Raw genomic sequence first — 19,074 nt, 5'->3', positions numbered from 1 at the left:
CCCTGCGGGCCGTGTAAATTCGGCCGCCATGCTCTTCTGGTTCCAGCTCTTTCTTTTTGTCGTCGGCACGGCCGCGCTGCTGTACGTGTCGCGCGGCCCGCTCAGCCAGCCCGGCTCCCACGGCTTCTTCCGCTTCTTCGCGTGGGAATGCATGCTGGTGCTGATCGTGCTGAACCTGCCGGTGTGGCATGTCGATCCGTTCTCGGCCACGCAACTGATTTCTTGCGTGCTGCTGGCGCTGTCGATCTGGCTGCCCATCCACGCGGTGCGACTGCTCAAGGCGCACGGCAAGCCAAGCGACGTGCGCAACGACGACCCGGCGCTGTACGGTTTTGAGAAGACCTCGGCACTGGTGACCTCCGGCGCCTTCCGCTACATCCGCCACCCGATGTACACGGCGCTGATGCTGCTGGCCTGGGGCGCCTTTCTCAAGCAGTTCACCTGGCTCACGCTGGCGCTGGTGCTGGCGGCCACGCTGTTCCTGTTCCTGACGGCGCTGCGCGACGAAAAGGAATGCCTCGCGCATTTCGGCGACGCCTACCGCGAGTACATGCGCGACACGCGGCGCTTCATTCCTTTCCTGCTGTAGCGCTGGATTTTTCGGGCGCGCCGTCTTCTGTGCGCGCGCCCCACCAGGCCGCGAGGACCAGCCCGCCCTTGCGCACCAGCAGCACCGCCATGACCACGAGCACGGCCCGCGAGGCCACGTAGCCCGCGATGCCGAGCACGGTGGACGGCAGCGGCTTGGACGCCCAGAAGATGACCCACGTCGCCAGCCCGGCCATCGCCAGCCCGCCGACGATCAGCATCACGCCACCCACCATCCACGTCAGGATCGCGAGCCGCGCGGCCAGGCCGGTCAGGCGGTCGGCGCCAGGCCAGTCGCGCCAGGTCCACAGCGCGGCCAGACCCAGCGAGCCCATCATGGCCACCAGCAGGCCCATGAGGCTGTAGGCGACGACGGTGATGACCTGGCTCAGCTCCGGCATGCAGGCTACGGTGTCACGCGCGGCAGCGCCTTCGCATCGACCGCCTCGCCATCGACGATGAAGTGCCCGCCCGCCACGTGGTGCAGCGTGCGCAACTCGTCGTGCCCTTCGAAATGCCAGCGCCCTTCAGAAAACACGCGCGCGTCGGCCTGCGCCGCGATCACCTCGCCGAGGAACAGGTCGTAGCGTTGCTGGATCGGCGGCTCGGGCAGCAGCCGGCATTCGAGCCAGGCCGCGCAGCCTTCGAGCAGCGGTGCGCCGGTGGCCTCACCCGCGAAGGTCGAGAGGCCGTAGGCCGCGAACTTGTCGCTGCCGTCGCGCTCGGCGATCTCGCGCCCCGAGCTGTTGCCCAGTGCATCGGTCAGGTCGAGCTGCGCGCGCGTGGGCACCTGCAGTGCGAAGGTGCCTGCGCCTTCGAGCAGCACGCGCGTCCAGGTGCTCTTGTCGAGCACGACCGCCACCTTGGGCGGATCGAAGTCCAGCGGCATCGCCCAGGCCGCGGCCATGATGTTGCGCCGGCCATCGTGCGCGGCGCTCACGAGGACAGTGGGTCCGTGGTTCAGGAGACGGTAGGCCTTGTTCAACGGAACCGGCCGGCGGTGAGAGGCGTTCATGCGCGTAGGGCCCGCGAAGGCGAGCCCGGAGGATGGAGGCCCGCCAGCCTACCAGCAGGTGCCGGGTTGCTCAAACGCCCGGCTGTTGCCCGTTACGCCGCGTAGGCGTCGCACAGGGCGAGGTACTCGTCGCCCGAAATCTCCAGCGCCGTCGCACGGCGCAGCACGCGGGCCTTCGGCTTGGGCAGATCGGTCTTGATCTGGATCTGCTTGCCGATGGGAATGCCCATGTAGTCCTGGTTGACCCAGGTGTTCTCGACGATGTTGCCCCACGGAAGCAGCAGGCCGTTCTCGAAGGTCAGGCCCTGGCGGCCGATGACGAACGCGGGCGTGGCGATGTTGGCCAGCGTGCGGATGCACTTGACGGCCAGCCACGCGGCCAGCAGGCCGAAGCCCGCCGCAATGAGGATGCCGATGTTCTTGTCCTGCGCGCGGATGCACAGCACGGCGAGCACGACCGTCACCACCACCCAGAGCGTGGCACCGGCGATCAGCCGCGTGCGGGAGTAGAAGACCGGGCGGTCCTGGCGGGTTTTTTCCTGTTGGTTGGCGGAGCTGTAGATTTCCATTTTTTTTGAGTCCCGGTATCGCTGTACTTTGGAGATGAAGAAAAGAAAAAGAAGCAGGGCTCAGGCCGACGGCAGGCGCTGCATGAGGCAGCCCATCAGCACCGGCTCGTTGTCGATCTTCGAGCGATCGATCTTGCGGGTCTTGCCGTTGGCGACGATCACCAGGTGCTCGTCGACGTCCATGGCTTCGGCGTCCGACTGCGTGCGGATGGTGTCGATGCTCGACCACGCGATGAGCTGGCCCTTGTGCACCAGCCCTTCCGCATTCAGCGCCAGCGCGCCGAAGGGCACGGTGTCGCCCGCATGCAGGCGCCGCTCCACGTCGTGCCGCAGCACCTCGCCGACGGCTTCTTCCACTTCGGCGAGCAACTCGAAGGCGTCGTCCCACAGGTCGAGCCGCAGGCGCAGCGTCTTTCCGTCGCGGGTGGTGAGCAGCAGGTGGTTGCGGTTGTGGCGATGGCGCAGCCGCGTCACGTCGGCGAAGGCAATGGTCTGTGTGCCGAACTGCAGGCCCCGCGCGTTCAGCGTCAGCACCTGCGGGCTTCGCAGCCACGCAAAGAAGTCACTGCCCTTCCAGCAGATCAAATAGATCGCAGCCGGAATCGCCAGCACCAGCACGAAGAACGCGCCCTTGTAGCGCACGAAGTCCGGCGTGATGAGGTACGGAAGGATGTAGATCTTGGCCGGCACCAGCACCATGGCGCAGAAGACATAGATGGCGGCCAGGCCGGCCAGCACACAGTAGAACGCGTAGCGCGGAAAGATGCGGTCGTGACGAAGGGGCATGTGAAGCAAGTACCCAATGCGTCGACAACGGGCGTGGTGGCGTGGAGCTGAATTGCGCGCACGAAGATACCAGCGAGAAGCGTCACTCTCGAGGCTTCGCGGGCGTTACGGCACCTTTTTTTTGAACGAACGACGCCTGCCGCAGAGCCAGTTAATCAAGAAGATTTAAGTTTGATACCCTCTTCGACACAACCGCTGCTTAAGCATTCATGGCAACTCTGCAAGCAGTGCGCGGTGGGCGGCCAGCGCACGCCCGCGCATCGGGGCCTGCGCGTCGCGGCCCGTGAGCGGACCGAAGCGCGCATCTTTCGACACGGCCGACACCGCCTCACGAAGACAGCGGTGCGCCGGGTCGACCTCGTCGCGCGGATGCCAGGCCTGCAGCACCTGCTCGGGCGGCACGGCCACCGGCAGCTTGAACATCGCCAGGCCGAGGCTCGCCGCCACGGTGCGCGCCAGCGGCTCGGGCACGCAAGCCACCAGCGACGAGCGCGCGGCGGCCATCAGCGCGCCATAGGCGCTGGGCACGGTCAATGCGATCTGCCGCGCGCAGCCTTGTGCCGCGAGCAGGCTGTCGAGGGGCTCGACCGACCTGGCGCGCCGCGTGACCGCCACATGCTGCTGGGCCGCCAGGCGCTTGGGCGTGACGCGCGCCTTCAGCAGTTCGTGCCCGGCCCCGACCACGCCGACGATGCGCTGCTCGTACAGCAGCGCGGTCTGTGTCTCCGGGCCTCTGTCGGGCAGCGTGCCCACGTCGAGGTCGATGCGCCCTTCGCGCAAGGCCATCGCATCGCTGTCGCTTTCGGGCACGAAACGCAGGCGCGCCAATGGCATGTCGCGTCGCAGCGCGGCCAGCAAGGTGGCGCCGTAGACGATGCCCATGCCTTCGGGCGCGCGCACCGTGAACTCGCGCGTCACACGCGCCAGCGGCACGCCGCCGTCGGGCTGCATCAGCAGGCGCGCGTCGGCGATCAGGCGGCGCACCGGATCGCGCAACGCCACCGCGCGCGGCGTCGGCACCAGCTTGCGACCGGCCCGCACGAGGATCGGATCGCCCAGCGCCTCACGGATGCGCGCGAGCGTGTGGCTCATGGCCGGCGCGCTCAGGTGCATGCACTCGGCGGCCGCGCTCACGCTGCCGGTGCTCAACAGGGCATCGAGTGCGGCCAGCAAGTTCAGGTCCATGGAATTCATTTGGTGCAGGTCATTGCTTTGAACAATGCACTGTACAGACGCGTCGCGCGGGCAGAAACTTCGCGCCCTTGCACCCTCGCAACACCGGAGCCCCGCCCTTGAATCCTTCTTCGCAAGCCAGCCGCACCGCCCTCGCCACCGCGCTCATGCGGTCCATCCATTCGCGCAGCGCGCCCGCGCCGCTGCTGGACGACCGCTGGGGCGAGCGCCTCGTGCCGGACACCGTACGCGCCGCCTTCCGCGAACGCGCACTGGCGCGGCGTGATGCGTCCGCGACAGGCACATCTGAAACAGCGCTCGACGACGCGATGCGCGCCAACGCCGCCTACCCCGACGTGATCCTGCGCTCGCGCTACACGGAAGATGCGCTGCAGGATGCGGTCGCACGCGGCATCACGCAGTACGTGCTGATCGGCGCGGGCTTCGACAGCTTCGTGTGCCGCATCCCCGCCTGGGCGCAGGGCCTGGACATCTACGAGGTCGACCACCCGGCCACGCAGCCGCTGAAACGCCAGCGCCTCGCGGCCTGCGGCGTGCCGCCTTCCCCGTCGGTGCATTTCGTCGAAGCGGACCTGTCGGCCGAAAGCCTCGGCGCGGCGCTCGCGCGTTCGCCCTTCAACGCCGCGCAGCCGACCTTCTTCTCGTGGCTCGGCGTGACGGTGTACCTGACGCGCGAGGCCAACCTTGCCGCGCTGCGCGATATCGCTACCTGCGCAGCGCCGGGAAGCGAACTGGTCTTCACCTACATCGACGAGGCCGCGCTGCACGCAGGCCCCGCAGCCTTCCAGAAGCTGCGCAGCGACGTGGCCTCGGTCGGCGAAGAGTTTTTGTCGGGCTTCGATCCGCAGACGCTGGCGGCGCTGCTGCGCGGCACCGGGCTCGACCTGCTCGAAGACATCGACGGCCACGCGGCCTTGGCGCGCTACGACCCCGCCGGACGCAACGGGCTGCAGCCCGCCGGCGCGGCGCACATCGCGCACGCGCGCGTGGTCAGTGCGGCACCATCGCCTGCCGCCTGAACTCGCTCGGGCTGCCGCCCGTGTGCGCGCGGAACACGCGGCTGAAGTGCGAGAGGTTGCCGAAGCCCGCGCCCAGCGCGATGTCGGTGATCGAGCGCGCGGCGTTCGCGGGGTCGATCAGGTCGCGGATGCTGGCGGCCAGCCGCTGGTGCTGGATGTAGCCGGTGAGCGTGTCGTCATCGCCCGCGAAGGCCTGGTGCAGCAGGCGCTTGCTGCAACGCAGCGCCAGCGCCATGCCGTCGATCGACAGCGCGGGGTCGCGCAGGTTCTGCGCCACGTGGCGGTGGATGCGGTCTTTCAGCGCCTCGCGCTGGGTCTGCGCCGTGCTCTGGCCCGCGAGCTCCATGAGCGACAGGCGCACCAGCTGGATCAGCAGCTCGCCCGCGCCGCGCGCGGCGGCTTCGCTCATGTAGGGCAGCTCCAGGTAGGTGTTGCGCATGGTCTCCAGCGCCACGCGCGAGATGCCGCTGTCGCCGCCGATGCGCCGCGCGACGAGGTCGCCCAGCGGCAATGCGGGCGAGGCGATCTGGTCTTTCGGCAGCATCACGATGAGGTGGTCGCTGCGCTCGGGGTTGGCCACGGTGTAGTCGAGCGTGGTGTCGTACAGCGTCCAGCCGCCCGCACGCACGGCCGCCGCGCGCCCGCGCTGCGTGACCTCGGCCGAGCCCTGCCAGGGCGCGACGATCTTCAGGTACGGCGCGTCGCTCAGGCGCGCCATCTGCGGGGTGCGCAGCACGCGATGTCGGTTGGCCTCGAGCCGCGTGAGGATCACGTCGCCCGCGTGCGAGGACGCGAGGTGGCCATCGAAATCGCTGTCGCCGTACAGGTCGGAACCCAGCCCGCCGAAGTGGCGCCACACCCATTCGCACCACAGCGGCCCGCGTTCCTTCGGCGGGATCTCGTCGGTGGACAGGAGCAGGGACGCGGTCATGGGGCGAAAGCAGTGAAGACGAAAGATTGCAGCACGGAGCCGGGGTGCCGCGCATTGTGGAGTGCCCGCAAGGCCCTCGCCTTTGCGGGTTAACCACTAGGCCCCTGCACGCTGCGTCAAGTGCTTTGTGCGCGGCGGGCACAGCGGCGAAGTGCGTCCGTTTCTACGATCCCGGTCAGCGGGCGCATACCGACGCCCGGAAGGAGACCCTCATGCTTCACCCCACCCGCCGCCACTGGATCCAGGGCACGGCCACCGCGCTGGGCGCGGCCGCCGTTGCGCCGCAGCTGTTCGCGCAAAGCGCCCCCGTTCGCATCGGCTACGCCATCGCCCGCACCGGCCCCTGGGCCGCGGGCGCGCAGGTGAGCCAGGAACCCAACTACCTGCTGTGGGCCGAGCAGGTCAACGCCGCGGGCGGGCTGTCGGTGAAGGGCGCCAAGCGGCCCATCGAGCTGATCGGCTACGACGACCGCAGCGAGACCGAGACCTGCGTGCGCACGTTTGAGAAGTTGATGGGCAGCGACAAGGTCGACCTCGTGCTGCCGCCCTGGGGATCGGGCGCCAACTTCGCGGTCGCGCCGCTGGCCAACCGCTTCGGCTACCCGCTGCTCGCGCCCACCGCCCTGTCGCGCAAGCTCATCGACATGCGCCTGCCCTTCTTCTTCTCGCTGCTGCAGCAGCCCGACAAGATGATGGGTGCGCTGGTCGACATGCTGGTGGCGCAGAACGTGAAGACGATCACCATCGTCTACATGGACGACCTGTTCGGGCTGGAGAACTTCGCGGCGCTGAACAACGCGCTGAAGAAGACGCAGATCCAGGTGCTCGACCGCAAGAGCTACCCGCTCGGCGTGAAAGACCTCGCGCCCGTGCTGCGCAGCATGAAGGACCTGAACCCCGACGCCTTCATCGGCATCACCTACCCGCCGGACACCATTCTTGCGAGCCGGCAGGCGCGCGAGGTGGGCTTCAACCCGAAGTACTTCTACGCCTCGGTGGGCACCGCCTTCCAGCTCTACAAGAACGTGATGGCCGCCAACACCGAGGGCGTGATCGGCATGGGCTCGTGGAACGGCAAGACCAGCCCCGAGGCCAAGGCCTATTTCGATGCGCACACCAAGAAGTTCGGCAAGGAGCCCGACCGCTGGGCCAGTGGCCACGCGTGGGCCGGCCTGCAGATCCTGCAGCAGGCGGTGGAGAAAGTGGGCCTGGATCGCAAGGCGCTGCGCGAGCAGATCGCGAAGAACGAGTTCAAGACCATCCTCGGGCCGATCCGCTTCGAGGGCAGCGAGAACGCGTCGATTCCCGGCACCGTGTCGCAATGGCAGGGCGGCGACTTCGAAGTGGTGTGGCCGAAAGACCGCGCCACCGCGCAACTGATGCCCAAGCCGGCCTGGAAATAACAGCGTGTCGTTCTCTGGATGGGCCGAGCTCCTGGCCGGCGGATTGATCACGGGCGGCATCTACGCGCTGGTGGCCATCGGACTGAACCTGCAGTACGGGCTGATGCGCATCATGAACATCTCGCACGGCGAGTTCCTGATGCTCGGCGCGTTTCTGACATGGTGGGCGCACACGGCGCTGGGCATCTCGCCGCTGCTGTTCATGCCGGTGGCCTTCGCGCTGCTGATGGCGCTGGGCATGGCGGTGCACTGGCTGTGCTTCCGGCAGGTGGCGGCGCGCGCGCCGAACGTCGATGTGTTCGAGGCGCGCAGCCTGATGGTCGGCTTCGGCCTGATGTTCTTCGTGCAGAACACCGCCCTGCTCGTGTGGGGCGGCGACCTGCGCGGCTACGACTACCTGGCCGAGCCGGTGCAGCTGGGCGAGATGCGCTTCACCGCCAACAAGCTCGTGCTGTTCGGCGTGGCGCTGGCGCTGAGCCTCGTGCTCATCGCGCTGCTCAAGCTCACGCTGCTGGGCAAGGCGGTGCGCGCGCTGATGCAGTCGCCTACCGGCGCGCAGCTCGTGGGCATCAACACCAAGCGGCTGCACCCGCTGATGTTCGGCGTCGGCCTGGGCCTGTCGGGCGTGGCCGGTGCGCTGCTGTCGATGACCTACGAGATCTCGCCCTCGATGGGCGAGCCCTACACCGTGACGGCGCTGATCGTCATCACCCTCGGCGGCTTCGGCAGCATCGCGGGCAGCCTCGTCGGCGGCCTGCTGCTGGGCGTGGTCGAAGCGCTGGGCATGTACTACACGAGCCCCTCGCTCAAGATGCTGCTGTCGTACGCCGTGTTCATCGGCGTGCTGATCTGGCGGCCCAACGGACTGTTCTCCAGAAGATGATTTCACTCATTCAAAACAAGCCCTGGTGGGTGCTCGCCATCGGCCTCGCGCTGGCAGCCGCCGTGCCGTGGGTCGCGAGCGAGTTCATCGCATCGGTCGCGCTCGGCTGCCTGATGTACATCGCGCTGGCCACGAGCTGGTCGCTGTTCTGCGGTGCCACGCGCTACCTGTCGCTCGCCACCTCGGCCTTCTTCGGGCTCGGCGCGTACGCGAGTGCGACGCTGCTCGAGGTGCTGCCCTGGCCGCTGGTCATCCTGAGCGGCGCGGCCATCGCGAGCGCGGTCGCGGTGCTGATGGGGGCGGCCGTGCTGCACCTGCGCGGCACCTACTTCGCGGTGCTGACCTTCGGCATGACCGAGCTGATCCGCCATGCCGTGACCTTCGTCGAGAAGCAGGTCTCGGGCACGGTGGGCCGCGTGCTCACCGTGGTGCCGTCGAACGAGACGGTGTACCTCACGGTGCTGGTCATTGCGGGAGTTGCAATCGCGACGGCGCTGCTCGTGAAACGCAGCCGCTTCGGCCTCGCGCTGGCCGGCATCGGCGCCGATGAGCAACGTGCGCAGACACTGGGCGTCGACACGCGCCGCGTGAAGATCGCCGGCTTTGCGCTCACCGCCGCCTTCGCCGGTGCGGTCGGTGCAGCCATGGCGGTGCGCTGGACCTACATCGAACCGGCAGCCGTGTTCAGCCCCTTCATCGGCTTCCAGACCGTGCTGATCGCGATGATCGGCGGGGCCGCCAGCATCGGCGGACCGGTGGCCGCGGCCATCGTGTTCAGCCTGCTGTCGGAGACGCTGCGGCTGCAGCTGCCCTACGGCTACATGATGGTGCTGGGGCTGCTGCTGATCCTGTGCGTGATGTACCTGCCCAACGGCCTCGCGTCGCTGTGGCAGCGCAAGCGGGCGGCCCTGCGGAGGCATGCGCCATGAAGGCAACGCCTCTTCTCGAAGCCCGCGACCTCACGGTGCGTTTCGGCGGACTCACTGCGGTCGATGCCGTGAGCGCGACGCTGCACGCGGGCGAGCTGGTCGGCATCATCGGCCCGAACGGCGCGGGCAAGACGACCTTCTTCAACGCGATCTCGGGCGTGGTCATGCCGACCTCGGGACGGCTGCTGGTGGAAGGCGATGTCGACCTGACACGGCGCGGCCCGCACCTGTACGCCGCGCACGGCATCGCGCGCACCTTCCAGACGCCGCGCGTCATGGCCGACATGACGCTCGAAGACAACGTGCGCTTCGGCATGCAGTTCGCCGGGCGCCGTCGCGCGCCCATCGCGGGCCTGGGCAGCACAGGCGAGATCCTCGACATGCTGGGCCTGGGCGGCCTCGCGACGCAGATCGCCGCCGACGTCACGCCCTCGCAGCAGCGGCTGCTGGAAATCGGCATGGCGCTCGGCACCCGGCCGCGCGTGCTGCTGCTCGACGAAGTGGCGGCCGGCCTCACCGAAGCGGAGGTCGATGCGATGGCCCGGCGCATCCGCCGCCTGCGCGACGACCACGGCCTCACCGTCGTGTGGATCGAGCACGCGGTGACCACGCTGCTGAAGTACGTCGAGCGCGTGCTCGTGCTGCACCAGGGCCGCAAGATCGCCGACGGCACGCCGGCCGAGGTCGTGCGCAATGCCGAGGTGGTCGAGGCCTACCTGGGCGACGAGATGGAGGCGACGGCATGAGCGACACATTCATGACCGTGCGCGGCCTGTCGGCCGGCTACCACGGCTTCGAGGTCATCCAGGGCCTGGACCTCGACGTGACACCCGGCGTCACCGTCGTGCTCGGGCCCAACGGCGCAGGCAAGACCACGCTGCTCAAGGCGCTCGCGGGGCTGCTGCCACGCACGGGCGAAGCGGTGCTCGATGGTGCGGCGCTGCCGTCTGCCGATGCCACCGCCTGCGTGCGGCGCGGCCTGGCGCTTGTCGCCGAGGGCCGCCAGCTGTTCCCGCAGATGACCGTCACCGAGAACCTCGAACTCGGCGGCTGGCTGATTCCCGCGCGGCTGCGCGCCGAGCGGCTCGCGCGCGCCTTCGACGACTTTCCACGCTTGAAAGAACGCGCCACGCAGCTCGCCGGCACCATGAGCGGCGGCGAGCAACAGATGGTCGCGGTGGCGCGCGCCCTGATGAGCGGCCCGCGCTTGCTGATGCTCGACGAGCCCTCGCTCGGCCTCGCGCCGCGCATGGTCGACGAACTGCTGGCCATCGTGCGCCGCATCGCCGACCAGGGCGTGACCGTGCTGATGGTCGAACAGAACGTGCGCAAGGCCCTGCAGGCCGCCGACCGCGGCTACGTGCTCGAACGCGGGCGCGTGGTCGCTTCGGGCGAGGCACAGGCGCTGCTGCATTCCGACGCCGTGCGCCAGGCCTACCTGGGCGTGGCCTGAACACCCCTCTTCCTCTTCTTTCGCAAAGGACACCCATGACCGACATTTCCATGTTCATCAACGGCGAACGCTGCGCCGCCACGGGCGGCAAGACCTTCGAGCGGCGCAATCCGCTGGACGGCGGCATCGCCACGCGCGCCCCCGCCGCCACGCCCGCCGATGCCGTGGCCGCCGTCGACGCCGCCCATCGCGCCTTCGCCACCTGGTCGCAGACCGGCCCCAACGAACGCCGCGCCCTGCTGCTGAAGGCCGCGCACGCGCTCGAAGCGCGCGCCGACGCCTTCGTGCAGGCCATGGCGCGCGAGACCGGCGCCTCGGCGCTGTGGGCCGGTTTCAACGTGCACCTCGCGGCCGGCATCCTCACCGAGGCCGCGTCGCTCACCACGCAGATCGCCGGCGAGGTGATTCCGTCCGACGTGCCCGGCAGCCTCGCCATGGGCGTGCGGCAGGCGGCCGGCGTGGTGCTGGGCATCGCGCCGTGGAACGCCCCCGTGATCCTGGCCACGCGCGCCATCGCCACGCCGCTGGCCTGCGGCAACACCGTCGTGCTCAAGGGGTCCGAACTGTGCCCCGAGACGCACGCACTCATCATCGAAGCACTGGCCGAGGCCGGCCTGCCCAAGGGCACCGTCAACTTCGTCACCAACGCGCCGGCCGATGCCGGCGCCGTGGTCGAGGCCATGGTCGCGCACCCGGCGGTGCGGCGCGTCAACTTCACGGGCTCAACGCGCGTGGGCCGCCTCATCGCGCAGACCTGCGCCACGTATTTGAAACCCGCCGTGCTCGAGCTCGGCGGCAAGGCGCCCTTCGTGGTCCTCGACGACGCCGACATCGACGCGGCCGTGAACGGTGCGATCTTCGGCGCCTTCGCCAACTCGGGCCAGATCTGCATGTCGACCGAACGCATCGTCGTCGACAACGCTGTCGCCGACGAGTTCGTATTGAAGTTCGCCGCCCGCGCGCAGGCGTTGCCGCTGGGCGACCCACGCGAAGGCCCGGTGGTGCTGGGCTCGGTGGTCGACATGAGCACCGTGACGCGCTGCAACGCGCTGATCGACGACGCGCTCGCCAAGGGTGCCGTGCTCGTGTGCGGCGGCAAGGCGCAGAACACATTGATGCCCGCCACCGTGCTCGACCACGTCACGTCCGCGATGGACATCTACCGCGAGGAGTCGTTCGGTCCGGTGAAGGCGGTCGTGCGGGTGAACGGCGTCGAAGAGGCCGTGGCGGTGGCCAACGACAACGAGTTCGGTTTGTCGTCCGCCGTGTTCGGCCGCGACGTGGCGCGCGCGTGGAACGTGGCGCAGCGCATCGAGGCGGGGATCTGCCATGTCAACGGGCCGACGGTGCATGACGAGGCGCAGATGCCGTTTGGCGGTGTGAAGGCTTCGGGGTATGGGCGGTTCGGGGGGCGCGCGGGGGTGGAGGCGTTCACGGAGCTGCGGTGGATTACGGTGCAGACGACGGCGCGGCAGTATCCGTTTTGAACAAGGGAACGGCAGGGCACCGCCCTGCCGTTCGCATCAGGCCGTCATCGGCTCCGGCGACTCCCTTTCTGCGGGTCGACGGTTCTGAGTCAGCCGTGTCTCGTCCGCGCCTGCGTACACACGGCGATAGCGCAAGTAGCCGGCACCCCATGCATACCATTCGCGCCCTTCCGTGAATTCGGGCGCGTACTCGCCCTTGGTCAGGTACAGGTTCACCCATTGCTCTTGCCGGCGCGTCAGCCCGGCGGGCGCCCCGCCTCTGGGTGGATCGATCTGCCCGCGCGCCTCGTCCGCCCTTTTCTTCCGAGCCACCAGCTTGTCGAGCTGCTCCTTGAACTCGGCCGCTTCGGGCCCGGTGAGCTTGAACCATGCATGCGAATCGTGCACACGGTCTTCGAACAGCTTGCTGGTGAGCACGGGCTCGTTCCAGTACGGCTCGATGCGGCCCCACTCGCCCACCCGCTCCGAATCGATGCCGGGCACGTTGTCGATTTCGTGCGGTGTGCCATCCGGGCTGTTACGGCCGCTGATCCGCTTCTTTTTCTTGAGCCAGGCTTCGAAGTCCTTCACTTCCTTGACGAACTGCTCGTCGGCCGACAAAAGGTCCGCCCGGTCTGGGGCCGACGCGCGCAGGACAAAATCCATCTCCAACGGGCGACCGGCCCATGATTTGCGCCACAGGATGAACAGCTTGCGCTGCTCCGCCATGATGTCGCGCAGAACCCCTTCCTTGACCCGGCATACGGCAAGGTAAGCGTTGAAATCACGAATCAGATCCTTGGCGACCATGAACTGCGCCTTGATGACTGGACGTGCCAGCTCCAGCTTCAGTGGCACGCCCCGCACTCTTGCCTCGCGGTACATCAGCGCCAAGGGAATGCGCGAGAGCATATCTTCACCCTCCTCGGCCACTCCCTTGCCCTGCTCCATTGGCATGTAGCCTCCACCGATGTCCGAGTGCATGCCGGGGCACACCCACTCCCGGCAGTTCTCCGACAACGTATTGCCGACGTGAACCGAGTCCGATGGAAAGCTGCGACGAAACTCGTGCGCGGCCACCATGTGCAAACAGGGCACGTCGGCCGGGATGCGCATCGAAGTGTCCGCATCAGCCCATCCGCCATGCCCATCAGCGAACAAGGACGAAGCTGCCACCCCGACCGACGCGACCGTATCGAACAATCCCAGGAAGTCAAAGGTCACCGGAAACGAAGCCAGCGTCGGCCCGGTCTGCCCGCGAAGTTCAGCATCGATCTCGCACATCGCCAGGAACCAGTTGACGAAGACCCGGGCCTCCGCTGCCCCCCGCGAAAAGCCGAATGCGCTGACGAAGATGCGTTGCACGCGCCCCGGATCGACTTTGCTGCACTGCCCCGTCTCGGGATCAATCATGTGCGGCTTGACCGACTCGTGCAATTTATTGAGCATCGACTCAAGCGTGCGGCGGTTCTTGTTCTCGCGTTGGCGCTTCTCGGCGGGCCCTTTTCCCGCTTCCAGCAGTTCCTCTCGCCCGAGATCGAAGGCCTTGCAAAACTGCAGTACCTCTTCGATGGAGAACAACCCTGGCCCATTGCCGCTCTGAGTGAGGTAGCGGTAAACGCAGTTGAGCGCTTGCGCCAATGCCCAGAGGATGCGGCGCTCTCCGTAGCGAGCCGTGGCGTTGCCCAGCAGCGCATCCTTGCCAGTGCCGCTGTCGTCCACCTGTCTGAAGGGTGTTCCCACACCCGGCACATACACCTTGAAGAAATGCTGGTAGTTGTCAGAGTCAGTGGTCCACTGCGCATCGGGGTCGCTCGGTACACCGGGCACGCTCTGGCCTGGATAAGCACCATACAGGCGGGCAACGTTGGAATGCGTGTAGTCCTTGTCGTCGGTGCTGCGGTCGTAGTTGTTGCGCGTGCCGTCGAAAAAGAACCCCATGAACAGGTTCACGTCGCAGGACTTCCCGGGTTGACCTATTGGACGAAGCTCGCGTTTGATTTCGTAGTTTTCTCGAATTGTTACGCTCGCTTTTCCAAAAAAAACTTCCCGATTCGATGGGTCGGAAAATACTTCCTCGTTGATCGGCGCTACGAGCTGTGCGGTCATGGTTTGATCTTCATCAGTCGATCGACTTTCTCTAGATCCCAAGCCACAAGCTTCTCTAGTGCGGCCTTTCGATCTGCGAAGAATACAGGATCATCCGGTCCTGAGAATGGCTCTAGCTTGCTTCGAAAAGCGGGCTCGTTCTCAAATTGATCCCACGTTTCCTTGAGATATTTTTTTGAGTCTTTCCGAAATTCATCCATCGCTCTCTGATCAGCTTCCAAGGCCTGACGTGCCAACTTCATGTCCCGCTCCCACAACTCCATCTGAAAGGCCAAAGAGGGCTTGGGCCATCCCTTGATCTTCCCGGGCCACTCGTCACCGTTAGGGCGGTACGCGGTGGAGAGCACGCCCACCGTGCCGTCGGGATAGTTGATGAACCAGACATCCCCTGCTTTGCCGCTCTTGTCGTAGGGCGGCAGATCAACAATGAAGGTCTGGCGCGGCCGATAGCGTTTCGCCTGGTTGTCGAAGCTCTGCAGGATCACGCCGACCTGAATACCAGGCGCCCAGGTCTTCGGCACGTTGTAGCAACAGATCACGCCTCCTGCGGCAAACGGACCGATCTCTTCGGAAGCGACCACAGTCTGCTTCGGATCCTTGGGATCGAACAACCGGTAGCGGATGTCTTGGTCGGTGTAGTTGACGCCGCTGACCGAGGCCGGAACCGTCTCGGCGTGGCCTAGAGCACAACCGCCAATGGCCAGTGATGCGAGAAGCACGAACGGGAACAGCCAGTTCCTGCGCAGTCCGGCAACACGGATTTTTCCGATATTGCCAACCTGGCTTTCGAGAAGACCTCTTTGATTCGAAAGATCAGCATCAATTGCCGCATCCATCGAACCTACGAGTTGCGTTGTCATGGCTTTACTTTCAGAAGTCGATCAACTTTGTCTTGCGAATGCTCCAGCAACCGCATTCGCCATTGACGTTCGTAAGCAAGAAATTCCGGGTCAACTGGACCCGCGAACATTTGAAGCTCTTTCGGCGGTCGTTTTTGCTTCAGCTCTTCCAAATAGAAATCCCATTTTTTCTTGAGAAAGGCTGTGGGATTCCGATCGAACTCGGCCGCTGACTCCTTGCTCGCCCTGAAACTCTCCTGCGCCAACCTCATATCCCGCTCCCACAACTCCCTCTGAAAAGCCAAAGAAGGCTTGGGCCACCCCTTGATCTTCCCAGGCCACTCCTCGCCGTTGGGCCGGTAAGCGGTCGAGACCACGCCCACTGTTCCATCTGGATAGTTGATGAACCAAACACCCCCCGCCTTGCCACTCTTGTCGTAAGGCGGCAGATCAACGATGAAGGTCTGGGGTGGTCGATAGTCGCCCGCCTCGTTGTCGTAGCTCCGCAATATCACACCGACCTGAATGCCAGGCGCCCAGGTCTTCGGTACTTCGTAGCAGCAGATCACGCCTCCGGCGGCAAATGGGCCAATGTCTTCGGAGGCAAGTGTGGTCTGCTTCGGATCCTTGGGATCGAACAGCCGGTAGTGGATGTCCTGGTCGGTGTAGTTGACGCCGCTGACCGACGCTGGAACCGTGTCGGCACGGCCGATGGCACACCCTGTCGCAGCCAGGGATGCAAGAAGCACGAGGGGAAGAAGGAGCCAGTTCTTGAGAAGCATCTGTTAGTTGTTCCTGCTGCGAGGCGCTAAGCCATCAGGGCGCGCAGCGCTTCATGGTCCGGGCGACCGCTGCGGCTGAGTTCGGGCTGCTGCCAAAACACCTCGCACAGTCTCATCCGTTGCGCCACCGTGTCGAACTGCATGGCATTGGCTGCGGCGAGCCCGCATGTCGCAAGCGCGTGCAGGGCCCAGGGCGAATGCTTCGCTTCGTAGGCTGGCGAAAGCTGCAGCAGGTTCGCGATCATCTCGTCCGCTTCGCTGCCGGCAATGAGCGCCGCGCATTGATCACCATCGAGCACCGGTGCGCATGGAGGCAGCGACGTGGAAGCGGCCGTTTGCCAGGGTGCAAGAAAAGTTCTCCAGCTCGCGTCGCGCTGGCGGAAATGCCAGGTGGTGCCGGGACCGCAGAACGCCATCTGCTGCAACGGTGACAGCGCAGCCAGCACATCCGGCAGGCGGCGCGTGTCGGGAAAGCGCAGCACGAAATACTGCCCGTCCGCATTCACGATGCACCAGGGGCTCAAGCGTTCGAACAGCGATTCGAGCGGTTCGCCCGAGTGGATGAAGCTGAGCATCGGCAAGCCATTCGTCAGCTGCAGCACACGATCGAGCAAAGGCCTCTCGACAGCGTCGATGTTCAGCAGGATCGGTGAATGCCGGATCGCTTCGTCTGAAGCGCCGGGCATGTTCTCGTAGAGCGACCGCAAAGAGCCGGAGCCCAGGTGGCTCTTGAGCAGCTGATGGCATTGCGGGGCGAATGCGCAGTCGATCAAGGCGTAGCGAAATCCCTCAGCATCCGAGGCAAGAAGGCCATCGTCCGCAAACAGGGCGTCGATCCATCCGGGCGCGTGCTTGTCGATCAGATTCATCGTGCGTTATTCCACCTGGGTGAAGGCCGGCGCCGACTTGAGCGACTTCAAGAGGCACGCCACGCAGATGCTCTTGGGAAACGCCGGCAGCGGATAGCTCTTCTGCACCGGCCCCGCCAACTTCCGCTGCACCGCGTGATAAGTGATCTTCCCCGGGCACTCGAAGGTGATGTCCCCATCCTGCAGCGTGATCGACGCGCCCTGCGCGGTCGCGATGCGGATCTTCTTCTTGGCCGCGAACTCCACCGTGTGGTCGGTGCTCGCGATCTTCAGCGCCTCCTTGGCCTGGATGCGCAGCTCATCGTGCTGCGCCTGGAAGTCCAGGTCGTCGTTGCCTGCGATGACCGACAGGCCCGCTTCGGCATCGGCCTTCTGCGCCCCGGCCAGCACGCCGATGGCCTGCCCGCTGTGCACGCGCAGCACGTCGGCCAGCGCCAGGTTGATGTCGCCGCCGCTGGCCAGTGTGGCGGTCTCGCCGCTGACGATCTGCAGCTGCTGACCTGCCACCATCGCCAGGCCGCCGCGTGCGGCCAGTGCGATCACGGCGTCGCTCGTGTGCGGCACCTTGCCTTCGCCGGTGGCGATGGCTTTGTCTGCTGCATCCGCGTAGGCGGTGTCGAGCGCGTCGGCAGCGACCATGCCGCTGGCGGTGCGCTCCATCGCGGCGTAGGGGGCACGCTCCTTGTCCAGTTGCGATTCGTTGGCCTTGTTGGCACCGATGTGCCCGGCCAGTTGCACGGTCTCGTGGGTCTTGGCTGCATCGCTCAAGGCCTGGCCCAGCTGCTGCACCTGCTTGAGCAGCGCCATGCCGGCGGCGAAGTCGCCCACGGGCTCCAGCTTCTGGCCGCCTGCGCCGTGGTACGTGCTCAGCAAGACGCCCTTGCCGCCGCGCAGGGCGGCATAGCCGTCAGTGCGCAGCTCGAGACCCTGGCCGCGGAAGCTGCCCCGGAAGTTGTCGGCCTGATGGATCAGGTGGCCCAGGTTCAGCTGGCTGTGGGCGGTGCTCGCGTGCAATTGCACGCGCAGCTGCTGGTTCGAATCGTCGAACACCAGCTGGCTGAAGCCCTCGCCGCCGAACTCCTTGGTCTTGAAGCCGCTCAGGGCGGCTGCGTTGCGGTGGCCCTTGTCGTCGGCGCTGGCGCCGTGCCAGGGCGGGGCGTGGCCCGCAGCCAGGTTGGCCTGGGCACTGGACGAGGCGTTGCCCGCTTGGGCGAAGACGTCTTCATGGGCCTCGCTGCCTCGCGATGCGCCGCCGGGCGTGGGGGCGATGCCGCCGTCGCCGCGGCCGTTGTACAGCGCGCCGACGATGACGGGCTGGTCGACATCGAGGTCGACGAACTTGACCAGCACTTCCTGTCCGATGCGCGGCAGCCACTGCCAGCCCATGCCGGGACCGGCCTGGCGCTGGGCCACGCGAATCCAGCGGGTGCTGCGGTTGTCCTGGGCGCTGTCGGCGTTGTTGCTGCCGTTGTCGTTCGATCCGTTCTGCCAGTGGAAGCGCACGCGCACGTCGCCTCGGTCGTTGCAGTACAGCTCGTCGGCGCCATTGGGCGAGGTCTCACCCGACGGGCCGACCACGATGGCGCTGTGCACGCCGCTGGCCGTGGGCTTGGCGTGCAGGCGCGCGCCGTCGGCTGCGGCCAGTGCGGGGCGCCAGGGGCGAGGGGCATGCACGCCTGAGAAGCTGTTGGCGTAGCCCTGGGCCTGCGCGGTCGCGAGGTTCTGGGGCTGCGGGTGGATGGCGTCGTCGCTGCGCGTACCCGTTGCGGCGGACACCAGCCCGAACACATCGGACTCGGCCGTCACGGGTGCGCACGGCTGGTCGAACACCAGGTGTTCCGTCGGCTCGCCCAGCTGCGCCGCAATCGACGCTGCCGTGTCCTTGGGCAGGTTGTTGATGCCCACATGCTCGACGGTGTCCAGCAGCAGCGCAGGCTTGGCCTGCAAGCCCAGCGCGGGTGCGTCGTCGATCTCGATGCGCGTGCCCGCACGCAAGGTGCGCACGGTGCTGTGGCCCAGCATCACGTCGGCGCGGCATTCGGCCGCTTCCATCATCAAGGCCGCATAGCGCTCGAGCGTGCGGTTGGTGTCCCAGCCGCGGCTGCGGTCGTTCAGGCCGAGCACGTCGTCGTACTCCAGGCGCGGGGCGTTCTTGCCGCCAACCGGAAAGCGCGCCGGCGCGCTGCCTGTGAGCTGGCGCTTGCCGTCGACGTTCCAGGCGCTCAGGTGCACCTGCGCG

The 19,074-nt window shown here is 66.7% G+C and carries 19 protein-coding genes; 8 read left to right on the top strand and 11 right to left on the bottom strand.

Annotation, left to right across the window (positions count from 1 at the left end; all coding sequences use genetic code 11):
• Positions 1-28 precede the first annotated feature (28 nt).
• Positions 29-589: a methyltransferase family protein gene (locus CY658_RS26955; RefSeq protein ID WP_101493119.1), complete on the top strand. Its 561-nt coding sequence runs from the start codon at positions 29-31 to the stop codon at positions 587-589.
• Here CY658_RS26955 and CY658_RS26950 read toward each other — a convergent pair.
• The 5 genes from CY658_RS26950 to CY658_RS26930 all read right to left on the bottom strand — a co-directional run bounded on the left by CY658_RS26950 (position 570) and on the right by CY658_RS26930 (position 4,143).
• Complete coding sequence (locus tag CY658_RS26950; protein WP_101493118.1) at positions 570-989, bottom strand: hypothetical protein; 420 nt, start codon at positions 987-989, stop codon at positions 570-572. The two genes, CY658_RS26955 and CY658_RS26950, sit on opposite strands and share 20 nt — an antisense overlap.
• A gap of 5 nt (positions 990-994) precedes the next feature.
• Positions 995-1,603, bottom strand: coding sequence for a flavin reductase family protein (locus CY658_RS26945; RefSeq protein WP_101493117.1), 609 nt, complete (start codon positions 1,601-1,603; stop codon positions 995-997).
• A gap of 92 nt (positions 1,604-1,695) precedes the next feature.
• Positions 1,696-2,172 carry a hypothetical protein gene (locus CY658_RS26940; RefSeq protein ID WP_101493116.1) on the bottom strand — a complete coding sequence of 159 codons (477 nt, stop codon included), beginning with the start codon at positions 2,170-2,172 and terminating at the stop codon, positions 1,696-1,698.
• Between the two features lie 60 nt (positions 2,173-2,232).
• The gene (locus tag CY658_RS26935) at positions 2,233-2,958 is read right to left on the bottom strand and encodes a hypothetical protein (protein WP_101493115.1); all 726 of its coding nucleotides are present in this window, start codon (positions 2,956-2,958) and stop codon (positions 2,233-2,235) included.
• Between the two features lie 207 nt (positions 2,959-3,165).
• Positions 3,166-4,143, bottom strand: a complete 978-nt coding sequence (locus tag CY658_RS26930; RefSeq protein ID WP_257885003.1) for a LysR family transcriptional regulator — start codon at positions 4,141-4,143, stop codon at positions 3,166-3,168.
• Positions 4,144-4,250: 107 nt separating this feature from the next.
• Between CY658_RS26930 and CY658_RS26925 the strand changes: the two genes are divergently transcribed.
• A complete protein-coding gene (locus CY658_RS26925) occupies positions 4,251-5,171 on the top strand; it encodes a class I SAM-dependent methyltransferase (protein ID WP_101493113.1) in 921 nt (306 codons plus the stop codon).
• Here the strand turns inward: CY658_RS26925 and CY658_RS26920 are convergent.
• Complete coding sequence (locus CY658_RS26920; protein ID WP_101493112.1) at positions 5,143-6,102, bottom strand: helix-turn-helix domain-containing protein; 960 nt, start codon at positions 6,100-6,102, stop codon at positions 5,143-5,145. The genes CY658_RS26925 and CY658_RS26920 overlap by 29 nt on opposite strands.
• Positions 6,103-6,314: 212 nt before the next feature.
• On the opposite strand from CY658_RS26920, the gene CY658_RS26915 reads away from it, so the two are divergent.
• Genes CY658_RS26915 through CY658_RS26890 form a run of 6 tightly spaced genes read left to right on the top strand, consistent with a single transcriptional unit; the run spans position 6,315 to position 12,257 of the window.
• Positions 6,315-7,505 (top strand): amino acid ABC transporter substrate-binding protein, encoded by a 1,191-nt coding sequence (locus tag CY658_RS26915; protein WP_099795375.1) that lies wholly within the window; start codon positions 6,315-6,317, stop codon positions 7,503-7,505.
• A 4-nt stretch (positions 7,506-7,509) separates the two neighbouring features.
• On the top strand, positions 7,510-8,388 hold the full coding sequence (locus CY658_RS26910) for a branched-chain amino acid ABC transporter permease (protein WP_101493111.1): 879 nt from the start codon (positions 7,510-7,512) through the stop codon (positions 8,386-8,388).
• Positions 8,385-9,317 (top strand): branched-chain amino acid ABC transporter permease, encoded by a 933-nt coding sequence (locus CY658_RS26905; RefSeq protein ID WP_101493110.1) that lies wholly within the window; start codon positions 8,385-8,387, stop codon positions 9,315-9,317. The genes CY658_RS26910 and CY658_RS26905 overlap by 4 nt, the downstream gene beginning before the upstream one ends.
• Entirely contained in the window at positions 9,314-10,063 is a 750-nt protein-coding gene (locus tag CY658_RS26900; protein WP_101493109.1) for an ABC transporter ATP-binding protein, read from the top strand. The genes CY658_RS26905 and CY658_RS26900 overlap by 4 nt, the downstream gene beginning before the upstream one ends.
• Positions 10,060-10,770 (top strand): ABC transporter ATP-binding protein, encoded by a 711-nt coding sequence (locus CY658_RS26895; RefSeq protein ID WP_101493108.1) that lies wholly within the window; start codon positions 10,060-10,062, stop codon positions 10,768-10,770. The genes CY658_RS26900 and CY658_RS26895 overlap by 4 nt, the downstream gene beginning before the upstream one ends.
• 35 nt (positions 10,771-10,805) lie before the next feature.
• Positions 10,806-12,257 carry an aldehyde dehydrogenase gene (locus CY658_RS26890; RefSeq protein ID WP_101493107.1) on the top strand — a complete coding sequence of 484 codons (1,452 nt, stop codon included), beginning with the start codon at positions 10,806-10,808 and terminating at the stop codon, positions 12,255-12,257.
• Positions 12,258-12,293: 36 nt separating this feature from the next.
• On the opposite strand, the gene CY658_RS26885 is transcribed toward CY658_RS26890, so the two are convergent.
• The 5 genes from CY658_RS26885 to CY658_RS26865 all read right to left on the bottom strand — a co-directional run.
• A complete protein-coding gene (locus CY658_RS26885) occupies positions 12,294-14,345 on the bottom strand; it encodes a T6SS phospholipase effector Tle1-like catalytic domain-containing protein (protein WP_101493106.1) in 2,052 nt (683 codons plus the stop codon).
• The gene (locus CY658_RS26880; RefSeq protein ID WP_101493105.1) at positions 14,342-15,205 is read right to left on the bottom strand and encodes a DUF3304 domain-containing protein; all 864 of its coding nucleotides are present in this window, start codon (positions 15,203-15,205) and stop codon (positions 14,342-14,344) included. Before CY658_RS26880 ends, CY658_RS26885 begins: the two co-directional genes overlap by 4 nt.
• Positions 15,202-15,966 (bottom strand): DUF3304 domain-containing protein, encoded by a 765-nt coding sequence (locus CY658_RS26875; RefSeq protein WP_101493104.1) that lies wholly within the window; start codon positions 15,964-15,966, stop codon positions 15,202-15,204. The genes CY658_RS26880 and CY658_RS26875 overlap by 4 nt, the downstream gene beginning before the upstream one ends.
• Before the next feature lie 26 nt (positions 15,967-15,992).
• On the bottom strand, positions 15,993-16,835 hold the full coding sequence (locus tag CY658_RS26870; RefSeq protein WP_101493103.1) for a DUF4123 domain-containing protein: 843 nt from the start codon (positions 16,833-16,835) through the stop codon (positions 15,993-15,995).
• A gap of 6 nt (positions 16,836-16,841) precedes the next feature.
• On the bottom strand, positions 16,842-19,074 hold a 2,233-nt coding region (locus CY658_RS26865), incomplete at its 5' end, for a type VI secretion system Vgr family protein (protein WP_101493102.1).

It is taken from the genome of Variovorax sp. RO1 (assembly GCF_002849325.1).
Lineage (GTDB): Bacteria > Pseudomonadota > Gammaproteobacteria > Burkholderiales > Burkholderiaceae_C > Variovorax.
The sequence above is the reverse complement of the archived record's forward strand: the minus strand, read 5'-3'. Positions and strand labels throughout refer to the sequence as shown.

Excerpts from the sequence above, each read along its gene's own strand:
- CY658_RS26885 (WP_101493106.1), bottom strand. The coding sequence starts at position 14,345 with ATGACCGCACAGCTCGTAGCGCCGATCAACGAGGAAGTATTTTCCGAC.
- CY658_RS26920 (WP_101493112.1), bottom strand. The coding sequence starts at position 6,102 with ATGACCGCGTCCCTGCTCCTGTCCACCGACGAGATCCCGCCGAAGGAA.
- CY658_RS26900 (WP_101493109.1), top strand. The coding sequence starts at position 9,314 with ATGAAGGCAACGCCTCTTCTCGAAGCCCGCGACCTCACGGTGCGTTTC.
- CY658_RS26895 (WP_101493108.1), top strand. The coding sequence starts at position 10,060 with ATGAGCGACACATTCATGACCGTGCGCGGCCTGTCGGCCGGCTACCAC.
- CY658_RS26905 (WP_101493110.1), top strand. The coding sequence starts at position 8,385 with ATGATTTCACTCATTCAAAACAAGCCCTGGTGGGTGCTCGCCATCGGC.
- CY658_RS26870 (WP_101493103.1), bottom strand. The coding sequence starts at position 16,835 with ATGAATCTGATCGACAAGCACGCGCCCGGATGGATCGACGCCCTGTTT.
- CY658_RS26875 (WP_101493104.1), bottom strand. The coding sequence starts at position 15,966 with ATGCTTCTCAAGAACTGGCTCCTTCTTCCCCTCGTGCTTCTTGCATCC.
- CY658_RS26915 (WP_099795375.1), top strand. The coding sequence starts at position 6,315 with ATGCTTCACCCCACCCGCCGCCACTGGATCCAGGGCACGGCCACCGCG.
- CY658_RS26955 (WP_101493119.1), top strand. The coding sequence starts at position 29 with ATGCTCTTCTGGTTCCAGCTCTTTCTTTTTGTCGTCGGCACGGCCGCG.
- CY658_RS26940 (WP_101493116.1), bottom strand. The coding sequence starts at position 2,172 with ATGGAAATCTACAGCTCCGCCAACCAACAGGAAAAAACCCGCCAGGAC.
- CY658_RS26945 (WP_101493117.1), bottom strand. The coding sequence starts at position 1,603 with ATGAACGCCTCTCACCGCCGGCCGGTTCCGTTGAACAAGGCCTACCGT.
- CY658_RS26930 (WP_257885003.1), bottom strand. The coding sequence starts at position 4,143 with ATGGACCTGAACTTGCTGGCCGCACTCGATGCCCTGTTGAGCACCGGC.
- CY658_RS26880 (WP_101493105.1), bottom strand. The coding sequence starts at position 15,205 with ATGACAACGCAACTCGTAGGTTCGATGGATGCGGCAATTGATGCTGAT.
- CY658_RS26950 (WP_101493118.1), bottom strand. The coding sequence starts at position 989 with ATGCCGGAGCTGAGCCAGGTCATCACCGTCGTCGCCTACAGCCTCATG.
- CY658_RS26935 (WP_101493115.1), bottom strand. The coding sequence starts at position 2,958 with ATGCCCCTTCGTCACGACCGCATCTTTCCGCGCTACGCGTTCTACTGT.
- CY658_RS26890 (WP_101493107.1), top strand. The coding sequence starts at position 10,806 with ATGACCGACATTTCCATGTTCATCAACGGCGAACGCTGCGCCGCCACG.